We start from the raw sequence: 21,033 nt of genomic DNA on the forward strand, positions 1-21,033 counted from the left end.
CTCTTGTTTATTTTAGTTCTAAAACTATTACCGAAGCAGGAGGCATCTTCACCTGCAGCATGTTTCCTTTAATGCTTGCACCGGTAAAGGCAACGGGCTTTATCTTATCAGCATTATCAAAAGTGTTATGATCCTGCAGGTTTTTGGCAGCCAGTATTCTTCCTTTTACAGAAGAAAATTTAGCATCACGTATATCTATAGAAACATCTTGTGATGCAGCGGGATCTATGTTCACCAACGAGATGTGCGTACGACCTATAGAGTCTTTGGAGGCTGATGCGGAAACAGCAGCAAGCTTCTCTCCACCAAGTACATAGTCTTTGCTTGTTATGTCAAGCGGCAGCAGCTTTGCATCCTGGTGCACATTATACATTTCCAGTACGTGGTAAGTTGGTGTCAGCAACATCTTTTCACCATTGGTAAGAATAACGGATTGCAGCACATTTACTGTTTGTGCCAGGTTGGCCATGCGCACCCTGTCGCTATGGTTATTAAAAATGTTGAGCGTAGTACCTGCGATCATAGCATCACGCATCGTGTTCTGTTGATAGAGGAATGCAGGATTGGTTCCTTTTTCTACTTCGTACCAACCACCCCATTCGTCTACTACCAAAGCCACTTTTTTTGCAGGATCATATTTATCCATGATGGCCGAATGTTTCCGGATAAGCGTATCCATGAACAACGCCGTCTTCATGGTTTTGAAATACTGTTGTTCATTGAAGTCAACTGCATCACCTTTCTTCGTCCATTCCACAAAAGAATAATGATGCAAGGCAACGCCCTCCAGCATTTGAACAGGTATGTTTTTCATTAGAACCTCTGTCCAGTTATAATCTGCTGAGTTAGCCCCGGAAGCCACTCTAAAGATGCCGCTGCTATTGGTCCAGTCGGTCATAAAGGTGGCGTACTTGCGATAGAGATCTGCGTAATAATCAGGTTTCATATTACCACCACAGCCCCAGGTCTCGTTACCTACACCCCAGAATTTTACATTCCATGGCTTGTCCCTGCCGTTTTGTTTGCGCAGGTTCGACATAGGACTTTCGGTAGAATAGTTAACGTACTGCACCCAGTCTATCAGTTCCTGTACCGTACCGCTGCCTACGTTTGCAGCCAGGTAAGGCTCTGTATTCAACAGCTCACACATGTTTAGGAAATCATGCGTGCCGAAGCTATTGTCTTCTGTCACGCCACCCCACCAAGCATTTACCATCTTCGGCCTGTCTTTCTTGCTACCAATGCCATCTTTCCAATGGTAGGTATCGGCAAAACAGCCACCCGGCCAGCGTAGGTTGGGGATCTTAAGAGCCTTCAATGCGTTTACTACATCATTACGAACACCAGCGGTATTGGGTATGCGTGTATTTCCTTCGCCTACATAAAAACCATCGTAGATACACCTGCCAAGATGCTCTGCGAAATGTCCATAGATATGCTTGCTGATGGTATTCTGAGACTTTCCCGCATGTAGCACCAGCGTGTTTGTTTGTCCTATTACCGAGGCAATTATTATCCCTTTGAACAAAGCCAGCGCAAAAACCTTCTTCATATTTTCTACTACATGTTTTCCATTAAAAAAGCCAGGGACATTGACTTATAACTGCTTGCTCCGACAAGTCAAGCCCTGGCTTATACCTTATGTTACCTTCTTGCTTTATCTGTTTATTTAAATCTTAATAACCGGGGTTTTGCTTGTAACCCGGGTTCAGATCTATCTCTCTCTGTGGCAGAGGGAAATATTCACGGCCCGGAGCATACGTGTTGAATTCCGGATCTCTTTGTTTTAGCAATGCCAGCTTAGAAGGGTCCTGTAACCATCCCCAGCGACGGATATCATCAAAACGATGACCTTCCTGGCTGAACTCCAGCAAACGCTCATGCGCCAGCTGATCGCGCATTTGTGCTTGTGTCATGTTAGGTTTTACGGTAGCAAGGTTTGGAAGATTTACACGGCTGCGCACTTGTTGTATGATGGGATAAGCTGCATTGGTTTGTCCCATCTCATTCAGGCATTCAGCATACATCAGCAATACATCTGCATAACGCATGATGCGTTCGTTGATACCAGAACGCCAGTCAAATTCATCAGGCCTGTTGCCAAGGTAGTTCTGGTATTTCTTGCAGTACAGGTCGTTACGATCTGCAGCATTGTTAGCATAATGCGCCTGGAAAGTAGTCTGGTACATTGGTGTGGTGGGAAGCTTGGTATCTACTGTATCATTGTAAAAAATGGTTGACAGTAAACGCGGATCCACCTTATTGTCTACAGTTTTTTCGAGACGGAAATCATTCAATACAGTACGTGTAGGCTGTACGTCTGTCCAGCCAAAGCCACGTGGTGCATAAGTGATGGCACGGGCAGATGTTTTACCCCAACCTGGTTGCGGAGGTCCGCCCCAGCCTAAGTCTCTGCCGCCTGCATCTCTTGAAAATTGTACTTCAAAAAGTGACTCAGAATTGTTCTCACTTACTTCAGTAAAATTGTCACGGTAGTTAGGCACCAGGCTATACAAGTTCATATCCATGATCGCTTTGAACTGTGCTGCCGCTTCTGTATACTTTTTGTTGAACAGGTATGCCTTTCCAAGAAAAGCCATTGCAGCTCCTTTGGTCGCACGACCAAGATCGCCTTTGTCAGGTCCTGTTAGTGTAGCATATCTCGCCGGAAGCATTTCTGCAGCTTTGGTAAAATCGCTGATCACCTGGTTCCAGCCTTGCTCTGGTGTGGACTGAGGTATCTTATAACTTCCAATTTCGCTTGCTGTTGTTAAAGGAAGCGGCACATTACCCCAGAAGTTTACCAGGTGGTAGAAATACAAACCTCTCAGGAAATATGCCTGCCCTAGCAAACGGTTTTTAAGTGCCTGGTCCATCTCAATACCCGGAACATGTTGCAACACCTGGTTGCAACGGAACACGCCCTGGTAGTAGGTTTCGTATGCCCATCCGTAAATTGCATCATTGCCTGGTTGTAAAGCAAATTTTCCTGAATTGTACATCTGGTCCCATGGGCTGTTGCTTCTGCAATCATCGGCCCTTGTGTCGAGCATCAATGGCGTACAGCGCATATAACCACCATCGGGTAATAAGCTGCTATAAGCTGCGTTCACGCCTTTCATAGCATCATCCTGTGTCTTCCAGAAGCTTTCTGAAGTTTGTTGATTTGGATTTACCTGGTCAAGTTCTTTGCGGCAGCCTGCCAGCATGCCGGCAGCCAGTATTATGTATAGAAGTTTGTTCTGTTTCATATGTCTCGTTTTGGGTGGTAATTAAAAGGACAACTGTGCGCCTACGGTTATTGTTCTTGGATTAGGGAAAGAGCCGATGTCGAATCCACGGCTAAACAAACCATCACTCATGAAGTCCGGATCGTAGCCTTTGTATTTGGTGAATGTCACCACGTTTTGACCTGAAACATAGAACCTCGCGTTCTTCACAGTACGGTGTATACGCAGCTTGCTCACGTTTACAGTATAACCCAATTGAAAGTTCTGAAGTCTTACATATGAACCATCCTGCAGGAAGCGGTCGGAAGCCCTTGCATTACCATTAGGATCACCGATCACAGGACGTGGAATATTGGTGTTTGTATTGGTAGGCGTCCAGAAGTTCAGCATGTCTGTGTGGTGGTTGTTATACTGTCCCAGCATCAGGTCGCGGTAGATACCATTGTATACTTTGTTGCCCGCACTTCCTTGCCAGAACATAGAAAAGTCGAACTGGCCATAGCCCAGCGAAAGGTTGAGACCGTAGTAGATATTAGGTATAGAACGCCCAAGGTAAATACGATCGTCATCGGTGATCTTTCCGTCTTTGTTGGTGTCCTGGAACTTCACATCACCAGGAGCTGCATTGATCTGCGTTGGCGATTTTGAAACATCGTCTGCATCACGGAAGATGCCGATCATTTTATAGCCATACAATTCACCTACAGAACGTCCTACTTCTGTTTTACTTGCAGCGCCATAGATAGGGTTATCATTAGGTCCTAATTTCAGCACCTTGTTATCCAGTGTGTGCACATTACCATTTACGCTATAGGTAAGTTTTCCTCTTGAGCCATGGTATTGCAGGCTCATCTCTACACCGGTGTTAAGCGTAGATGCCGCATTTGTTCTTACATCCCATGGAAATGAACCGATGGATAAAGAGATAGGTACACGTGCTAACAGATCTTCTGTTTTATTCCTGTAGTATTCAGCTGTGAAGATGAGCTTGTCTTGCAACAAACCCAGGTCAAGTGCCACGTTGGTTGTTTTCTTTCTTTCCCATTTCAAGCCCGGATCTACCAAAGAAACAACGGTTGCACCCGGAGCTAGCGTATTACCAAACAAGTAGCTGGCATTAGGGTTAATGAATGATTGGTATTCATAAAATTCAATGTCCTGGTTGCCCAACTCACCATATCCACCTCTCAGTTTCAATGAGCTGATAACAGTAGGAAGCTTGATGAACTTTTCGTTGTGAATATTCCATGCTGCAGCTACAGAAGAGAAGTTGCCCCAGCGCAGATCAGGGTTGAACCTAGAAGTTCCATCTCTACGGAAGTTAAAGGTGAGTAAGTAGCGACTGTCGAAGTTGTAGTTGGCTCTTCCAAAGAAAGAAGAAAGTGTAGCAGTACCTGAACCACTTGCCAGTGTTTTGGAAGCTGGATCTGCAATGGCACTGAACGTATAAAAATAAGGCTCTGGCAAACCTACGCCACTTGCATTGGTCCAGCTGTTCCTAAATTTCTGGAATGCCTGGCCGGCCAGCAGGTCTACTTTATGACGACCTTTTTGGAAGTTATAAGTAAGGGTGTTTTCTACCATAGAAGTTATGTCGGCACCTTTACCTTCAAACATGAACGACTGTGTGTTGATGTAGTACCAGCCGAGATCGTACGTTGGTTCAAAAGCAAAGTTCCTGAAGTCTGTACGGTCGTAGCTCAGGTTGATCTTATACTTCAGGTTCTTAATAGGCTCTATCTCGCCCCAGAAGTTTCCTAATGCCCTGTTGCGGTCACTGGTATTTTGCAGCAGGTTATTCATACCAATCACGTTCAGGCTAATGGCACGCTGTGTAGCATTGTCGCTTCCACCATAACCACGCAGCCTGTTAGGATCGTGAACCGGCATGGTAGGTATGGCTGTAACCAGGCTGGTAACAGCGCCACCAAATACAGCATGAAACTGCATTCCATTAAAAGGATTTACTTTCTCTGATTTTGTGTAAAAAATCTTTGAACCATAGCTGAAGATGCCTTTGCGGCCGGTAAGACCGGCATTAATTGTATAACGCTTATAGTTCTGAGGTCCGCGGTAAGTGCTGCTCTGGTCGAAATAACCAACGGAAGCATTGTATGCCGCAGACTCGTTACCGCCAGCAAACCGGATATTATGATCCTGGATGACACCGGTTTTGAAACCTTCTGCCTGCCAGTCAGTATTTACATTGTTGATGAAACGTGGGTTGGTAGGATCGTTTCCTGGTGCAATGGCTAATCCAGCATTTAGCTCAGCTGTATTAGTTATTTTTCTATAACCTGCAGCATCGGTAACAGATAGTTTTCGTGGCACATTCTGCACACCAGCATAGCCGGTATAATCTACTTTTAGTTCACCCACTTTAGCTTTTTTGGTAGTGATAACCACCACACCTGCATAGGCACGTACACCATAGATAGCGCCGGCAGATGCATCTTTCAACACCTGTATGCTTTCAATGTCGTTGGGAGAAAGATCAAAAGGATTGTTCATTTGAACACCATCTACAATGAACAACGGATTGTTGTTACCAAAGGTGCTGATACCCCTGATCTTCATCTGTACAAACCCTCCTGGCTCACCCGAACCATGTACAGTTACACCCGGCGCCTGCCCCTGTAGCATCCTGGCCACATCGTGTGTTACGGTCTTTTTTGCCTCACTTACGTTCACCACTGATACGGATCCGGTAAGGTCTTTTCTCCTTTGGGTTCCGTAACCAACCACTACTACATCATCCAGCAGGGATGCGGTAGGTTGCAATTGAACAGTGATGGCATTGTTTCCGCGCAAGGTCACTTCCTTCACTGTGAAGCCTACACCGCTAATGACCAGTGTAGCACCCGGGGCGGCTTCAATGGTAAATGAACCATCAGCAGCAGTATAGGTTCCTTGCTTTGAACCTTTAACTGTAACAGATGCTCCTTCTACGGGAACTGAGGCATCTGATAAAACAACCCCTTTAAATGTTTTTTTTGTGTTTTGCTGCGCATGAGCAGAAGGAATAACGAGCTGTGATAGCGTGATGAGGAGTAAGAAAATACAGCCATTCACTAGCCGTTTGCAAGGCAATGTTAGTTTCATAAGCATTAAATCGTTTAGTGGTAAATGCAGAATAAGCTACCGATGTGAAATTGGTCAGATCATTTCACATTACTTCTCCTTCTAGTGTCATTATTTCAACCGAAAGTCTCAATAAGCAAAAAGCCATAGATGAATTTTAAAACCAGCATGAGGTGCTATGGTCATTTCCCTAACTTTAACTCTACCAGAAACCTCACGATTGTCCATTCCCAAGACCATACTACAGGTAGTGATCATGCTGATGCTATGTAGCAGTGGATGGGCGCAGTCGTACTATTTCAAACATTTCCAGGTAGAGAATGGGTTATCTAACAACGCGGTTGTTTGTAGTATACAAGACAAACTTGGTTTCTTGTGGTTTGGCACCAAGGACGGGCTGAACAGGTTTGATGGTTATACTTTCAAAACTTTTAGAACCGATGCTAACAATCCCGGCAGCATCGGCAGCAACTTCATTCATACATTGTATGAAGACCCAAGGGAAATATGTGGGTGGGTACTGAAGCAGGTTTATATAAATACGATCCTAAGTCAGAAAGCTTTCACTTGCTTGATGTAAAGATCAATTTTACCGTGAACCAGCTGGTGGTTGACCAGGAAGAAAACCTATGGCTAACGTCGGGGTTAACGCTGTATAAATACTCTTTCAACAAAAAGACATTAACCCCTTACGCACCTCAGCAATATTTTGAAGCTACAGCAATATGCACAGCGCCAGGTGGAACTTTATGGGTTTCTACCTCTAATGGTTACCTGGCAAGGTATGAGCGCGCAACCAACAGTTTCACCACTTTCGATCTTTTTCCGAATTCAAAGGCTACGTACAAGTGGATACAAAAAATAAAGGCTACAGGTAACGGTGAAATACTAGTGGGTACTGGTAACGCAGGTGTTAAGGTTTTTGATACGCGCAGGCTTAGCCACTACAATCTTGATCTAAATATTACCAACAGCGTCGATTTGTTTGTCAGGGACTTTTTAGAAACATCGACCAATGAATTATGGATAGGAACCGAGGCAGGCATATTTATCTATAACAGGCAGACCAAAAGCACAGTCAACCTAAAGAAACGTTACAACGATCCGTACACCATTTCTGACAATGCCATATATACATTTTGCAGGGACAAAGAAGGTGGTATATGGGCAGGTACATACTTCGGCGGCATCAACTATTATCCATCTCCTTTTACTCCATTTAAAAAAGACATTCCGCGTATCGGCGAAAATTCTTTGAGCGGAAATGTGATAAGGGAAATAACAGAAGATAAGTTTGGAAACCTGTGGATTGGTACTGAAGATGCAGGCTTGAACAAGCTGGATAAAGTAACAGGGAAGTATATAAACTATACAGCTTCAGGCGCCAGTGATGCATTGTCTTATTCTAATATTCATGGACTGCTGGCCACAGGCAATGAACTATGGATAGGAACATTTGAACATGGCCTGGATATACTGGATATAAGAACAGGAAAAGTGGTACGGCATTATGGCGCATCCGCCGGAAGCTCGCTCAAAAGCAACTTCATTTATACGATATACCAGGCACCAGGTGGTGAGATAATGATAGGCACCACTATTGGTATTTATGTATACAATGCTGCTAAAAAAGATTTTGAAGCAATGCCTGGTATGCCGCTGTACAATTGGTATACATCTATTGTAAAAGATGCAAATGGCATAATATGGTCGGGCACGTATGGCAACGGCATAAACTACTATGACAGCAAAACCGGCCATACAGGAAACTTCCGGTTTAGTGCTACAGACGGCAATAGCTTAAGCAGCGACCGCGTCAATTCTATTTTCGAGGACAAGGACCATGCTCTATGGTTTGCTACGGAAGATGGTTTGTGTAAATGGAATCCAGCTAAGAAAAATTTTAACCGTTACACCACCGACAATGGCTTACCCAGCAACTTTATCATTAGCATCTTACAAGATGATGATAAGAAGCTCTGGATAAGTACAACCAAAGGACTTGTATCCTTTGATCCGTCGGTGGAAAAAATACAGGTCTTCACAAGTGCCAATGGTTTGATATCTGACCAGTTCAATTTCAGCTCAGCTTACAAAGACGCTGGCGGAAGAATGTACTTCGGTAGTGCCAAAGGCATGATCTCTTTTCATCCTAGAGAGTTTCGGCACAACACCTATGATCCACCTGTGTATATCACAGGCTTCCAGGTAAACCATAAAGATCTTGCTGTAGAAGCGGAGCAATCGCCGCTGAAGAGTGCCATCAGTTTCACTGAAAAAATAAAGCTTGATTACGATCAATCAACCTTCAGCATCGACTTTGCTGCACTAAGTTTTACAGCACCTGAAATGCTGGAGTATGCTTACAAACTACAAGGGCTCAACAATGATTGGACATACCTGAAGACCAACCGTAAAGTTTACTTTACTAAGCTGGCACCCGGCAGGTATACGTTTATGGTGCGCGCCAGGAATAGCAGCGGTGTATGGAGTAAAGATGACACTCGACTTGTGATAGAAGTGCTACCGCCGTGGTGGGCGAACAACTGGGCCTATGCGGCTTATGCATTGGCTATTTTAACGATCATCTTTTACCTGCTATATAGCTATCACAAAACCACAGAAGAGAAAAACAGGAGGAAGATAGAGCTGCTTGAGATAGCAAAAGAGAAAGAGATCTTCACGGCTAAAATTGATTTTTTTACCAATGTAGCACATGAGATACGCACACCGCTAACACTGATAAAAGGGCCACTAAAAAAAGTGATACGAATAGCTGGTGGAATAGAGGAGTTACAAAAAAGTCTAAGCATCATGGAGCGCAATACCGACAGGTTGGTTGATCTTACCAACCAGCTGCTCGATTTCAGGCAAACAGAGATCAATGGATTTGGACTTTCCTTTGTTCATTATAACATCAACGAATTGCTGCACGATGCCTTTCAAAGCTTTACGGAGCTGGCGGAAGAAAAAGATCTTCAGTTTAATATCCACCTGCCTGCTGAACCGGTATACGCATATATAGACGCAGAAGGCATGAACAAGATCGTTTACAACTTATATGGTAACGCGGTAAAATATGCTTGCAGTAAGATTGACGTCCGGTTATTTCCCCATCCCACCGATGAGGCTTACTTTGTTGTACAGGTAGCGAATGACGGGTACATCATTCCGCCAGAACTAAAAGACAAAGTGTTCGAACCATTTTTCCGAATAAAAGAAACAGATCATATCAAAGGCACCGGTATAGGCCTTGCACTTTCCAGGACATTGGCACAGCTTCACAAAGGCGAGCTGGTACTGGAAGATCCACAGGATGGGATGAATATCTTTCAAATGGTATTACCTTACCACCAGCAGATAGAGTTCAACCTTTCTGCTGATAAAAAAATTAGAAAAAGAGCAGATGAAACCGAACATATTGGTAGTTGATGACAACGAGGATATCCTGGAATTTTTGAGCGATGAGCTGAACGAGAAATACCAGGTGACCACTGCACTTAATGGCAACGCTGCTTTAGCTGTTATGAAAGAAGCCGCTATCCAACTTGTGGTAAGCGATGTGATGATGCCTGAAGTAGATGGCTTTGAATTATGTAAAAAGATCAAATCTGACTTTGAACATTGTCATGTGCCAGTGATACTACTCACCGCTAAGAACACTTTACAATCTAAGATACAAGGGCTTGAACATGGCGCCGATGCCTATATAGAAAAGCCGTTCGATATAGAATACCTGGCGGTGCAGATAGCAACGCTTATCTCTAATCGTAATAAGGTAAGAGAGTACTTTATCCAGTCGCCATTGGTGCATATAAAGAGCATTGCCCACTCCAAGTCCGATGAACTGTTTCTTGAAAACTTAAACCAGGTAATTTTTGACAACCTGGATGAGCCAGAGCTGGATGTAGACAACCTGGCAAAGTACATGAATATGAGCCGGCCAACGCTTTTCAGGAAGATCAAGCTGGTGGCAGATCTTACACCACATGAACTTATCAATCTTACCCGCTTACGTAAAGCAGCAGAACTGCTGGCTGAAGGCGATTACAAGATCTACGAGATTTCAAACATGGTAGGGTATAACTCGCAGACGATCTTCGGTAGAAACTTCTTTAAGCAGTTTGGCTGTACACCTACAGAATACCAGAAGAAAAACCAGGCAGTAAAAAAATGATACTTTAAATTCTTTGTGTCTACTGCACCGCCAGTTTCCTTGCTTGGCTTACATTAGAGGAATCAAAGGTTGTTACCAGTAAGAAAACAAGCAAACAACCGGCACATACTATACAGGAACGAGGGGAAAAGAAACAGTTTGAAAACAGATAACCAGGAATAGATTTCAATGACAACCGAAACCCACAGCAAAGCAGCCAGCGCCTTTCTGCAAGACGAGGAGCGCAGCAAGTGGCACGATGATACGCTATGGTTTGTGCGTGCAAAGCGAGATAAAGCGGCTAACAAATTACCGGGATGGGAAGCATTGCGTGATGCAGCAGCAGCCATCAAAGAGCATACACTTTCCAGGCTTGATGAATACCTGGAAGAATTTGAAGCCAATGCCATTGCTAATGGTGTAAAAGTGCATTGGGCCAATGATGCAGCAGAACACAATTCCATTATCTATTCTATACTCCAGGAAAATAATGCGAAGCGGGTTGTAAAGAGCAAGTCGATGCTTACGGAGGAATGTGCTTTAAACCCATACCTGCAATCAAAAGGAGTAGAGGTAGTAGACACCGACCTGGGTGAATTCATTGTTCAACTACGTGATGAGCATCCAAGTCATATTGTACTTCCTGCCATTCACCTGAAGAAGCAGGATGTAAGCGATACTTTTCATCAGCATCTTCACACAGAAAAAAATAATAAAGACGAGGTATACCTGACACGTGCAGCCCGCAGTTTTTTGCGTGAGAAATATCTTACAGCAGATGCCGCTATTACAGGTGTCAATTTTGCCATTGCAGAAACGGGCGGTATTGTAGTATGTACCAATGAAGGCAATGCAGATTTTGGCGCTAATGCTAACAAGGTTCACATCGCCTGTATGGGTTTTGAAAAGCTTATTCCAAAGCTTGATCACTTATCTGTTTTTTTAAGATTACTTGCACGTAGTGCTACAGGCCAGCCAATCACTACTTATTCAAGCCATTTTAGAAAGCCAAAGCAAGGGCAACAAATGCACTTGGTGATAGTGAACAATGGCCGTGCAAATCAATTGAGTAAACCTGCATTTCGCAACTCATTAAAATGTATTCGTTGCGCAGCTTGTTTTAATACCTGCCCTGTTTATAGAAGAAGCGGCGGACATAGTTACCATACATCTATTGCTGGTCCTATAGGTAGCATACTTGCACCAAATATGGATATGCGCAAAAATGCCGACCTGCCTTTTGCCTCTACCTTATGCGGCTCATGCACCAATGTATGCCCGGTAAAAATTAATATTCACGAACAGCTGTACGCATGGCGGCAGGTGCTTATGAAAGAAGGATATGGTGGCGCAGCCAAAACTGCTGCTATGAAATCTATGTCTGTTGTTCTTTCTAATCCTAAACTATATAGGGTAAGTGGATCCGTTGGCCGCAGTGTAATGCGTCTTGCACCATGGTCGGTAAATAATAAGCTGAACCCATGGTATAAGCAACGCGATCTTCCTGAACCACCTAAACAAAGCTTCAGAGACTGGTACCTGAAAAACAAAACCAATGAGTAGCAGGCAGCAAATATTAGCAGCTATCAAAGCAGCACGTCCCGAACCTACGCCACTTCCTGCAATGGATTTTGCAGGAGATAAAAATGGAATGCTGGAAGAGTACATCACCACCCTTACAGGCATAGGAGGAAATTGTATTGTAGCGGAAGACCTGCAAGTAGTGAATGATCACATTGCTGATCAGCTTGCTGCGGGAAAGCAGGTTGTGCAAACAATAGATACATTGGCAGCTTACAATGCCGAAGCCTTCAAAGATGCAACTGCCCTTGCGCTCGAAACGGTAGATACAGCTTATGTAAAAGGAGAATTAGCGGTAGCAGAAAATGGTGCTGTATATGTTCCTGAGAAGAATATGCTGCACAGGGTATTACCATTTATCTGCCAGCATCTTGTTTTTGTAGTAAATGAAAAGCAACTGGTACCTACTATGCACGAAGCCTATGCTACCAACATCATGAATGGAGATGACTATGGTGTTTTTATAGCGGGTCCATCTAAAACAGCTGATATAGAACAGTCGCTGGTGATAGGTGCGCATGGTCCCTTAAATCTTACCGTTTTTATGGTACAAGACAATAAAGGCAGCTAAACCATTTGCACTTACTACAACACCTGTTGTTTATATTTATTAATAAACCGAAACAAAACCCATAAGATTCTAATGAAGCAATTAATTGCATGTTTATTGTTGGCAACCGCTATTGGTGGACTAACATCTTGTAAAGATCAAAAAGGAACTACCATGAATGAAGAAAAAGCAAAAGCAGGTATAACAAGTAAAGATTGGGGCGAAGCCGATGGGAAGAAGGTAATGCTGTACACGCTTACCAACAACAGCGGCATGGAAGTAAAGATCACCAACTATGGCGGCATTGTTACCTCGTGGATGGCACCGGGTAAAGATGGTTCCAATGCTAATATCGTTCTTGGCTTCGATGACCTGCAAGGCTATATGGCGCCACCACCATATTTTGGAGCTATCATTGGTCGCTATGGCAATAGGATATCAAAAGGAAAATTTTCTATAGACGGACAGGAATATACTCTTGCAACAAACAATGGTCAAAACCACTTACATGGCGGTGACAAAGGCTTTGATAAAGTAGTATGGGATGCAGCACCTGTAAATGAAAATGAACCGGCTCTCACACTTACTTACCTGAGTAAAGATGGTGAAGAAGGTTATCCGGGAAACTTAAAAGTAACTGTGAAATATACTTTGACAGATGCCAACGAGCTGTTGATAGAATATGATGCAGAAACAGATAAAGCTACTCCTGTTAATCTCACCAATCATAGCTATTTCAATCTTTCAGGCGATCATACCACTGGTATATTGAATCACTCGCTGATGATAGATGCAGATAAATATACTCCCGTAGATACTACACTTATACCTACTGGAGAATTAAAAGATGTAACTGGGACTCCTTTTGATTTCAGGCAATTCAAACAAATAGGAGCAGACATAGCAAAAGTAGAAGGTGGCTACGATCACAATTGGGTATTGAACAGGAAAGGAAGTGACCTGCAACGTGTAGCCGTTCTTTCAGATGCAGCAAGCGGACGCCAGTTAGAAGTTCATACCACTGAGCCTGGAATCCAATTCTACTCTGGTAACTTCTTAGATGGCACACTATCAACCAGTAATGGTAAGGCTATCAACAAACACGCAGCGCTATGTTTAGAAACGCAGCACTTTCCTGACTCGCCTAATCAACCATCTTTCCCAACCACTATACTAAAGCCGGGCGAGAAGTATCATACAGTTACTAAGTACGTGGTAACAGTAGCGAAATAGACTACTTCTAAAATAATGATTAAAGAAGCCGGCTTTCTGCCGGCTTTTTTTGTAGAACAGTGAGAGAAAAACTTTGGTTCTCAGGTTCAACTTTTTGTGCTTGTTTTTGTTTGGTTTTAGCAATCATGTCCATAAAACCTTAATATCTAAACAGAAGGTTTGGATGGTACTGAGGAATGCTTTTTTAGTATAAGGCATTTGCTAATCTACCCATGAGAAACTTATGTTGAACACTTTTACTATTGACATCGTACCTGGTAATGATGAGCAGCGATTAGATGCACTTTACCGGTATAAAATATTAGATGCGCCTTCAGAAGAATCCTTCAACAACCTAACTCAAATTATTGCTGATGTTTTTGATGTGCCCATTGCCCTGATCTCACTTGTAGATAAAGAGCGTGTGGTATTTAAAGGTAATGTAGGTATGCCCGGCGTGAAGAATGTAGACCGCGGCTTAAGCTTGTGCTCACTGGCTGTTTTATCCGATGGGCCAACTATTATAAATAATACTTTAGAAGATCCATGCTTGCTTATGAACCCGCTGGTACATGGCGATTTTGGACTCAGGTTTTATGCCGGTGCACCACTGGTTACGCCTGATGGTTTCAACATAGGAACAGTTTGCATAGTAGATAAGAAGCCACGCAATTTCACAGATCGTGAACAGGAAAGACTACAAAGATTTGCCTCAACCGTTATGCACGAAATAGAATTGCGACTTGGTGCACGGCAGCAGGCAGAGGCTGAACAGGAGGTAAGACAAAAGAATATAGAGCTTAATGATCTTAATAAGGAGCTGCGGTTCCTGATGGATACCATTCCACAGCTAACATGGTCAACAAATGCTGAAGGTGAAATAGATTTTGTAAACAACGGCTGGATGGACTACACAGGCCTTCGCTTCGAAGATCTTTTAGGTAATGGTTGGCTGCAGACTATTCATCCATTAGATCAACAGGAAGTAAACAAGATCTGGAAAAGTGCAGTTGCATCAGGAAGTAATTATGAAGTTCAGTATCGCTTACGTAAAAGCGATGGCAGCTACAGGTGGTTCTTAGCCAGGGGCAACGCCATGAAAGACAGCAATGGGAAAATATTGAAGTGGTATGGCACAACTACAGATATTCATGATCAGAAGAATGCAGAGGAGGTGCTTGAAAAAAGAGTGCAGGAAAGAACAGCTGAGATAGAACTGCAGAAGACTCTATTGAATAATATTCTTACCAACTCGCCCAGCGGAATAGTTGTGTATATGCCTGTTCGCAATAACACCGGTGAGGTAACAGACTTTACATGTGTGCTGGCAAACCAGGCTGCGGAGCAATTTACCGAAATACCCAATGAGTGGCGGATGACCAAGACGCTATTGCAAATCGCGCCGCAACTAAAGGAGTCTCCACTGTTTCAAATGGCAGTTACCGCCTTAGAACAAGGAAAAGATTTCCAGGCTGAGTATTATAATGAGCCGATCAAAAAATGGTTTTCGCTTTCGGTGGTAAAAATGGATGATGACCACCTGATCAATGTATTTTCAGATATAACGTCAAGGAAGGAAACACAGCTACAGCTAGAGCATACCGTAGAAGAACTAAAAAGATCGAATGATGAGTTGGAACAATTTGCCTACGTGGCTTCGCACGACCTGCAGGAGCCGCTGCGGAAGATCCGGTTTTTCAACAATATGATCTCGGAAAAAGTGGTGCTGCAGAATGATGCGGTACGTTACATTTCTAAAGTAGAAGAATCAGCCAGCCGCATGTCTGCTCTTATCATCAACCTGCTCGAATATTCCAGGCTAAACCAGTCGGGCAAGCAGTTTGAAAAAGTAGATCTTACAACGGTGGTTAAAAGAGTGGTCTCCGATTATGAACTTCTTATCCAACAAAAACAAGCTAAGGTTTCCATAGCTACGCTTGATGTAGTAGAAGCGAACCCGCTGCAAATGAACCAGCTCTTCTTCAACATTATTGGTAACTCACTTAAGTTTAGCAATGATGATATTCCACCTGTGGTAGAAATTACATCTTGCAAGCTACCTGAAGAGCAAAAGCAACATTTCCCTCATCTAAAACAAAAAAAAGACTATCACTGCATCACCATTAGAGATAATGGAATTGGCTTTCAGCAGGAGTATGCAAACAAGATCTTCAGCATTTTCCAACGCCTGAATGAAAGGTCAATGTATGGCGGCTATGGTATAGGAATGGCTATTTGCAAAAAGATCATCGATGTTCACCAGGGCGCCATCTATGCAGAAGGAGAACCCATGAAAGGTGCCGCCTTCACCATCATACTACCTTACGAGCAGGAGTAACAGGTAAAACATTCAAATCGATTTTTACGCGCATAAAAAAGCCGGGTAATCACTCACCCGGCTTATCTATCATATCATAGCGGAGTTATTCTCCTTTGATCACTATCATTTTTGGTACTAAGCTCTTCATTACCATCCAGGCAATTAAATAAGCTACACCACATATACAGAAGATGATGAAGTAACCGGCTTCTTTACCGGTGAAACCCATAAACTGCATTTGTGTGTCACCAGCATAAGTGAATAGCATACCTGATCCTTTGTTGATAAAGAAAGAACCGAATCCGCCTGCCATACCACCAATACCAGTTACGGTAGCAATGGCACTTTTTGGGAACATATCACCCACAGTAGAAAAGATGTTAGCAGACCATGACTGGTGTGCCGCACCTGCAATACCGATGATGATGATCGGTATCCAATATCCGCCGCCGCCTAATGGCTGTGCCAGTAGTGCCAGTAGCGGGAAGAATGCAAAGATCAACATAGCGCGCATCCTGCCTTCGTACGGGTTCATACCTTTTTTGTCTACAAAGTAGCTTGGTAGCCATCCACCAATGATGGACAATAGTGTGATAGCATACAAAACAAATAAAGGTAAAGAACCACTTGCTGAGTCTATTCCATAAATGTCCTTTAGGTAAGCCGGTGTCCAGAACAGGAAGAACCACCAAACACCATCGGTCATGAATTTACCGAAAGCAAAAGCCCATGTTTGCTTGTACTTAAAGCAATCTGCAAACGACATCTTCTTTCCTGGAGTAGCCGCTGTTATTGGTTCTGACACCTGGTCGTGCACCACGATGTCCTGCTGGATGTAGTCCAGTTCAGCCTGGTTCACCCGCGGATGTTTTTCCGGCTTGTTGTACATGAATATCCAGAAGGCCATCCATACAAATCCCAGTGCACCTATAACGATGAAAGCCATTTCCCAGCCCCAAGTATGAGCGATGAAAGGAATGGTAAGCGGTGCAGCCAATGCCCCTACCGCAGCGCCTGCATTAAAAATACTTGTTGCCAATGCACGATCTTTCTTCGGAAAGTATTCAGCAGTTGCTTTAATAGCAGCCGGAAAGTTTCCTGCCTCACCAAGGGCAAGTACAAATCGCGCAAAGATGAATAACGATACACTTGTAGATACGATCAAAGCTGTATCACCAACTGTTTCTATTGAGTGTTTTGCTCCCTCAAATCCAACCAGCCAATTACCGGTAAGTAAACCTGAAGTAGCGATTCCGCAAAAGGCGTGGATGACAGCTCCGAATGACCAAACACCTATTGCCCATAAGAAGCCTTTCTTGGTGTCCATCCAGTCTACAAATCTTCCTGCTATCAACATTGATACAGCATAGAAGATAGAGAACAGACCGGTGATCGTTCCGTAGTGACTGTCGGTCCAATGAAACTCAGGTACCAGGAAGTCTTTCCACGTCAACGAAAGTACCTGGCGATCCAGGTAGTTAATGGTGATGGAGAAAAATAACAGTGTACAAATGGTCCAGCGATATTTGCTGACCTTATTAGTTGATGATGGTGAAGCCGTAGCTCGGGTTTCTAATGCCATGAAGTTGATTTTATATAGCGTGCAATCGAAAGATGTTACTTTCTTACCAGTTCAATAAGTTTCAAAGAATCTTTGGTCAGTTCAGTGATCTTGCCATAATCCTTGTCCTCAAGAATCTTCTTAGTGATCAACTTACTTCCCATACCTACTGCTGATGCACCTGCCTGGAACCATCCACGCAAGTTTCCTTCTTCAGGCTCTACTCCACCAGTGATAATGAAATTAAGACCGCTAAACAATTCGCGGATCGCACTCACAAATCCAGGACCTACTATATTTCCAGGAAAGATCTTTACCAGCTTACAACCCATGTTTTCAGCCCTGATGATCTCGGTAGGGGTCATAGCGCCTGGTACATATGGAAGGTTATTTTGCTCAGCTACTTTAGCAGCTTCCTCTACCACACCCGGGCTAATCAAATAATCAGCACCTGCATCTACAAAAGCTTTTGCCTGTTCACCATTTTTAATGGTGCCAATGCCTAAATACATTCCAGATAGTTCTGTATCGCAAACCTTGCGCAACACCTTAAAATTGTTCAATGCAGCCTCGCCGCGGTTGGTATATTCTACCGTTCTTATGCCTGCCTCGTACAATGCCTTCAATACATTAATGCTCACCTCCTCATCTTTATTAAAGTACAATGGAAGTACGCCTTGCTGAATCGTTAGTTGCAAAATCTGCTCTTTCTTATCCATATTATTTATTGATTTAAATGATGTTTCTGATACCAATGGGAAAGTTAAGTGTTCAAATGCATATGGCTTATGATAATCACCCGTTTCGGCTTTTTTTCTTACGCAATCGTTATCGAATTTTTCTATATAGAGTTATGAAACGCCTTGCTACCTTTGGTGCACTTACAAAATAAATCAAACAATAATATCTAACAGTCATGCCTAAAAAAGTTGTAACACTGGGAGAGATCATGCTCCGTTTATCTACCCCGGATTTCAAGCGATTTGTACAAGCCGATACTTTCGATGTAACCTATGGTGGTGGTGAAGCAAACGTTTCTGCTGCTATCTGTAACTATGGTGAGCAAGGTGTTTTCGTTTCTAAAGTTCCTGACAATCCAATTGGACAGGCAGCTATCAACCACCTGCGTCGTTACGGTGTAGATACCCAATTTGTTGCCCGTGGTGGAGATCGTCTTGGTATTTACTTCCTTGAAACAGGTGCTTCTATGCGTGCTTCACAGGTAGTATACGATCGCGCTGGTGCGTCTATCGCCGATGTTGATGCAAGCGACTTCAACTGGGATGCAATTTTTGAAGGTGCTGATTGGTTCCATACTACAGGTATCACTCCTGCGCTTAGCGATAAAGCTGCTGCGCTTACCGAAGCTGCTCTAAAAGCTGCTAAAGAAAGAGGCATCACTACTTCTATCGATCTTAACTACCGCAAGAAGTTGTGGAGCAAACAAAAAGCACAGCAGGTGATGACCAACCTTTGCCAGTACGTCGACGTTTGTATCGGTAACGAAGAAGATGCTGAAACCACACTTGGCTTCAAAGCTGGTGAAACAGACGTAACAAAAGGCGAACTGCACCTGGAAGGCTACTACGATGTTTTCAAGCAAATGAAAGAGAAGTTTAACTTCAAGTACATTGCTTCTACACTTCGCGAAAGCCACAGTGCATCAGACAACGGCTGGAGCGCACTAGTTTACGATGGCAACGATTTCTACCACACAAAAGAATACAGCGTTCGTATTGTTGACCGCGTAGGTAGTGGTGATTCATTTGCAAGTGGTTTCATCTATGGTTTGGTTACTGGTATGCCAATGGGCGAAGCTGCTGAATTCGGCGTAGCTGCATCAGCACTTAAGCACACCATTCCTGGAGATCTTAACCACGCTACCCGCAAAGAAGTTATTGACCTGATGAAAGGTGATGCTTCCGGACGCGTTCAGAGATAATTCAAAATGGAAGATGTAAAATGAAAATAAGATCCGCTTGGTGTAATGCTTAGCGGATTTTTTTGTGACCAGCAGTTGTACTTTTATTGAACATCGTTGCGTCGCACACTTGTACTGAAAAAGCTTTATTCATCAATCTTGAACCACGAAGACACCAAGAACGCCAAGTAACACAAACCTTCCTGATGCTTTGTGTCCTTTGTGCCTTAGTGGTTCCTAAAAGAAAAATAAATGATCATCGACTCATTAACCAACGCAGAGCGCTACGCTCAACTACATCCACGTTTTGCCAAAGCATTCGAGTGGATCAAAAACCAAAATCTTGAAACCATAGAAGTGGGTAAATACCCTATTGACGGACCAGAGCTGCATGCATCCGTTTCACAAAAAGATGGCTACACCCGCGACACCGCCAAGTTCGAGTGCCACAACAACTGGATAGACATACAGGTATGTCCAACAGGCAAAGAGCAACAAGGATGGACAGCACGCGAAAGAGTAACAACACCAGCAGGTGAATACAATGCAGAGAAAGATGTTACCTTCTTCACCGACAAGCCAGAAACCTATTTCACCTTACAAGCCGGCCAGTTCGTTATCTATTGGCCAGAAGATGTACACGCACCACAAATAGGCGAGGGACCGATTAAGAAGCTGGTAGTGAAAGTGAAGATCTAATAGGATTTTTGATTTTACGGTAGTCTTCAAGACTACCGTAAAATTTTCTAATTACAATTTTCAATCCATCCAGTAAGGCTTCCTGCTAAAATGGAAAATGGAGATTATCCTCACAAGCTTTTCCAATTCCTCGTACTCATAATGAACAGCATAAGGAAAAGAACTACAAGCCGCAGTTCTTATTGAACCAAATTTTATAGAAGCAAAAGTCGGGTTCATTTTTATCCTCTTTATTACTTCTTCAACATCTGACTGGAACCTGTTTCCTAAGCCAGACTGTTGCTGGTTATACCATTGTTTAGCTTCCAGCATATCCTGCAATGCACCTGCAGAAAAGATTATTTTAATGCGGCTCATTCAATTTTTTGAAAAACTCTTCTTCGGATAAAGTACCTGATGGATCATCCTTCATCTGTTGTAATCTCTTTAGGCTTTCTACCTCCTGCCATTCAGGAATAGAACCTTGCAGTATCTCAATTGCATCCACCTGTTTAAGGTCTTCAAGTATAGCAGACGCATATTCCTTCTTGATCTTTATCACATATGTATTCTCGCTCATCGCACTCATTTTTCTATATAAAGCTACTGAAGTTCTTTCTCAGGTTGATGTTTTACAGCTTTCTACCTACGGTAGTCTCTAAGACTACCGTAAAGTATCATCGTAAAACGTCACCTGCGTTAATTATCACAATCATAAACATCTGCGTTCCAAATGACATAAA

At 43.3% G+C, this 21,033-nt stretch carries 16 protein-coding genes; 9 read left to right on the forward strand and 7 right to left on the reverse strand.

Annotated features, from left to right (window positions below; genetic code table 11):
- Positions 1–7 precede the first annotated feature (7 nt).
- From J4N22_RS19260 to J4N22_RS19270, 3 genes are all read right to left on the reverse strand, one after another.
- The gene (locus J4N22_RS19260) at positions 8–1,552 is read right to left on the reverse strand and encodes an alpha-N-arabinofuranosidase (RefSeq protein WP_207497211.1); all 1,545 of its coding nucleotides are present in this window, start codon (positions 1,550–1,552) and stop codon (positions 8–10) included.
- 124 nt (positions 1,553–1,676) lie between these two features.
- The gene (locus J4N22_RS19265) at positions 1,677–3,251 is read right to left on the reverse strand and encodes a RagB/SusD family nutrient uptake outer membrane protein (protein ID WP_207497212.1); all 1,575 of its coding nucleotides are present in this window, start codon (positions 3,249–3,251) and stop codon (positions 1,677–1,679) included.
- A 21-nt stretch (positions 3,252–3,272) separates the two neighbouring features.
- Positions 3,273–6,332 carry a SusC/RagA family TonB-linked outer membrane protein gene (locus J4N22_RS19270; RefSeq protein WP_207497213.1) on the reverse strand — a complete coding sequence of 1,020 codons (3,060 nt, stop codon included), beginning with the start codon at positions 6,330–6,332 and terminating at the stop codon, positions 3,273–3,275.
- A gap of 199 nt (positions 6,333–6,531) precedes the next feature.
- Here J4N22_RS19270 and J4N22_RS19275 point away from each other — a divergent pair, with 199 nt between their 5' ends.
- The 7 genes from J4N22_RS19275 to J4N22_RS19305 all read left to right on the forward strand — a co-directional run bounded on the left by J4N22_RS19275 (position 6,532) and on the right by J4N22_RS19305 (position 16,148).
- Entirely contained in the window at positions 6,532–6,891 is a 360-nt protein-coding gene (locus tag J4N22_RS19275) for a ligand-binding sensor domain-containing protein (RefSeq protein ID WP_207497214.1), read from the forward strand.
- Positions 6,819–9,743, forward strand: a complete 2,925-nt coding sequence (locus tag J4N22_RS19280) for a ligand-binding sensor domain-containing protein (protein WP_207497215.1) — start codon at positions 6,819–6,821, stop codon at positions 9,741–9,743. Before J4N22_RS19275 ends, J4N22_RS19280 begins: the two co-directional genes overlap by 73 nt.
- On the forward strand, positions 9,718–10,488 hold the full coding sequence (locus J4N22_RS19285; RefSeq protein ID WP_207497216.1) for a response regulator transcription factor: 771 nt from the start codon (positions 9,718–9,720) through the stop codon (positions 10,486–10,488). Before J4N22_RS19280 ends, J4N22_RS19285 begins: the two co-directional genes overlap by 26 nt.
- A 168-nt stretch (positions 10,489–10,656) precedes the next feature.
- Positions 10,657–12,030, forward strand: coding sequence for a lactate utilization protein B (locus tag J4N22_RS19290; RefSeq protein ID WP_242692303.1), 1,374 nt, complete (start codon positions 10,657–10,659; stop codon positions 12,028–12,030).
- The gene (locus J4N22_RS19295) at positions 12,023–12,619 is read left to right on the forward strand and encodes a LutC/YkgG family protein (protein ID WP_207497217.1); all 597 of its coding nucleotides are present in this window, start codon (positions 12,023–12,025) and stop codon (positions 12,617–12,619) included. The genes J4N22_RS19290 and J4N22_RS19295 overlap by 8 nt, the downstream gene beginning before the upstream one ends.
- A 72-nt stretch (positions 12,620–12,691) precedes the next feature.
- Positions 12,692–13,831, forward strand: a complete 1,140-nt coding sequence (locus J4N22_RS19300) for an aldose epimerase family protein (RefSeq protein WP_207497218.1) — start codon at positions 12,692–12,694, stop codon at positions 13,829–13,831.
- 223 nt (positions 13,832–14,054) lie between these two features.
- Positions 14,055–16,148 (forward strand): PAS domain-containing protein, encoded by a 2,094-nt coding sequence (locus J4N22_RS19305; protein WP_207497219.1) that lies wholly within the window; start codon positions 14,055–14,057, stop codon positions 16,146–16,148.
- 85 nt (positions 16,149–16,233) lie between these two features.
- On the opposite strand, the gene J4N22_RS19310 is transcribed toward J4N22_RS19305, so the two are convergent.
- Positions 16,234–17,712, reverse strand: a complete 1,479-nt coding sequence (locus tag J4N22_RS19310) for an MFS transporter (RefSeq protein WP_207497220.1) — start codon at positions 17,710–17,712, stop codon at positions 16,234–16,236.
- A gap of 35 nt (positions 17,713–17,747) precedes the next feature.
- Positions 17,748–18,410, reverse strand: coding sequence for a bifunctional 4-hydroxy-2-oxoglutarate aldolase/2-dehydro-3-deoxy-phosphogluconate aldolase (locus tag J4N22_RS19315; RefSeq protein ID WP_207497221.1), 663 nt, complete (start codon positions 18,408–18,410; stop codon positions 17,748–17,750).
- Positions 18,411–18,607: 197 nt separating this feature from the next.
- Between J4N22_RS19315 and J4N22_RS19320 the strand changes: the two genes are divergently transcribed.
- Together J4N22_RS19320 and J4N22_RS19325 are read left to right on the forward strand one after the other, a co-directional pair.
- Entirely contained in the window at positions 18,608–19,633 is a 1,026-nt protein-coding gene (locus J4N22_RS19320) for a sugar kinase (protein ID WP_207497222.1), read from the forward strand.
- Between the two features lie 231 nt (positions 19,634–19,864).
- Positions 19,865–20,311, forward strand: coding sequence for a NanQ anomerase/TabA/YiaL family protein (locus J4N22_RS19325; RefSeq protein WP_207497223.1), 447 nt, complete (start codon positions 19,865–19,867; stop codon positions 20,309–20,311).
- A gap of 60 nt (positions 20,312–20,371) precedes the next feature.
- Here J4N22_RS19325 and J4N22_RS19330 read toward each other — a convergent pair whose 3' ends face one another.
- Together J4N22_RS19330 and J4N22_RS19335 are read right to left on the reverse strand one after the other, a co-directional pair.
- A complete protein-coding gene (locus J4N22_RS19330; RefSeq protein ID WP_207497224.1) occupies positions 20,372–20,668 on the reverse strand; it encodes a type II toxin-antitoxin system RelE/ParE family toxin in 297 nt (98 codons plus the stop codon).
- Positions 20,655–20,870, reverse strand: coding sequence for a hypothetical protein (locus J4N22_RS19335; protein WP_207497225.1), 216 nt, complete (start codon positions 20,868–20,870; stop codon positions 20,655–20,657). The genes J4N22_RS19330 and J4N22_RS19335 overlap by 14 nt, the downstream gene beginning before the upstream one ends.
- Positions 20,871–21,033 lie beyond the last annotated feature (163 nt).

This window comes from Aridibaculum aurantiacum (assembly GCF_017355875.1).
Classification (GTDB): Bacteria; Bacteroidota; Bacteroidia; order Chitinophagales; family Chitinophagaceae; genus Segetibacter; species Segetibacter aurantiacus.

Excerpts from the sequence above, each read along its gene's own strand:
- J4N22_RS19270 (WP_207497213.1), bottom strand. The coding sequence starts at position 6,332 with ATGAAACTAACATTGCCTTGCAAACGGCTAGTGAATGGCTGTATTTTC.
- J4N22_RS19330 (WP_207497224.1), bottom strand. The coding sequence starts at position 20,668 with ATGAGCCGCATTAAAATAATCTTTTCTGCAGGTGCATTGCAGGATATG.
- J4N22_RS19265 (WP_207497212.1), bottom strand. The coding sequence starts at position 3,251 with ATGAAACAGAACAAACTTCTATACATAATACTGGCTGCCGGCATGCTG.
- J4N22_RS19335 (WP_207497225.1), bottom strand. The coding sequence starts at position 20,870 with ATGAGCGAGAATACATATGTGATAAAGATCAAGAAGGAATATGCGTCT.
- J4N22_RS19315 (WP_207497221.1), bottom strand. The coding sequence starts at position 18,410 with ATGGATAAGAAAGAGCAGATTTTGCAACTAACGATTCAGCAAGGCGTA.
- J4N22_RS19295 (WP_207497217.1), top strand. The coding sequence starts at position 12,023 with ATGAGTAGCAGGCAGCAAATATTAGCAGCTATCAAAGCAGCACGTCCC.
- J4N22_RS19300 (WP_207497218.1), top strand. The coding sequence starts at position 12,692 with ATGAAGCAATTAATTGCATGTTTATTGTTGGCAACCGCTATTGGTGGA.
- J4N22_RS19260 (WP_207497211.1), bottom strand. The coding sequence starts at position 1,552 with ATGAAGAAGGTTTTTGCGCTGGCTTTGTTCAAAGGGATAATAATTGCC.
- J4N22_RS19280 (WP_207497215.1), top strand. The coding sequence starts at position 6,819 with ATGTGGGTGGGTACTGAAGCAGGTTTATATAAATACGATCCTAAGTCA.
- J4N22_RS19325 (WP_207497223.1), top strand. The coding sequence starts at position 19,865 with ATGATCATCGACTCATTAACCAACGCAGAGCGCTACGCTCAACTACAT.
- J4N22_RS19290 (WP_242692303.1), top strand. The coding sequence starts at position 10,657 with ATGACAACCGAAACCCACAGCAAAGCAGCCAGCGCCTTTCTGCAAGAC.
- J4N22_RS19285 (WP_207497216.1), top strand. The coding sequence starts at position 9,718 with ATGAAACCGAACATATTGGTAGTTGATGACAACGAGGATATCCTGGAA.
- J4N22_RS19320 (WP_207497222.1), top strand. The coding sequence starts at position 18,608 with ATGCCTAAAAAAGTTGTAACACTGGGAGAGATCATGCTCCGTTTATCT.
- J4N22_RS19310 (WP_207497220.1), bottom strand. The coding sequence starts at position 17,712 with ATGGCATTAGAAACCCGAGCTACGGCTTCACCATCATCAACTAATAAG.
- J4N22_RS19305 (WP_207497219.1), top strand. The coding sequence starts at position 14,055 with ATGTTGAACACTTTTACTATTGACATCGTACCTGGTAATGATGAGCAG.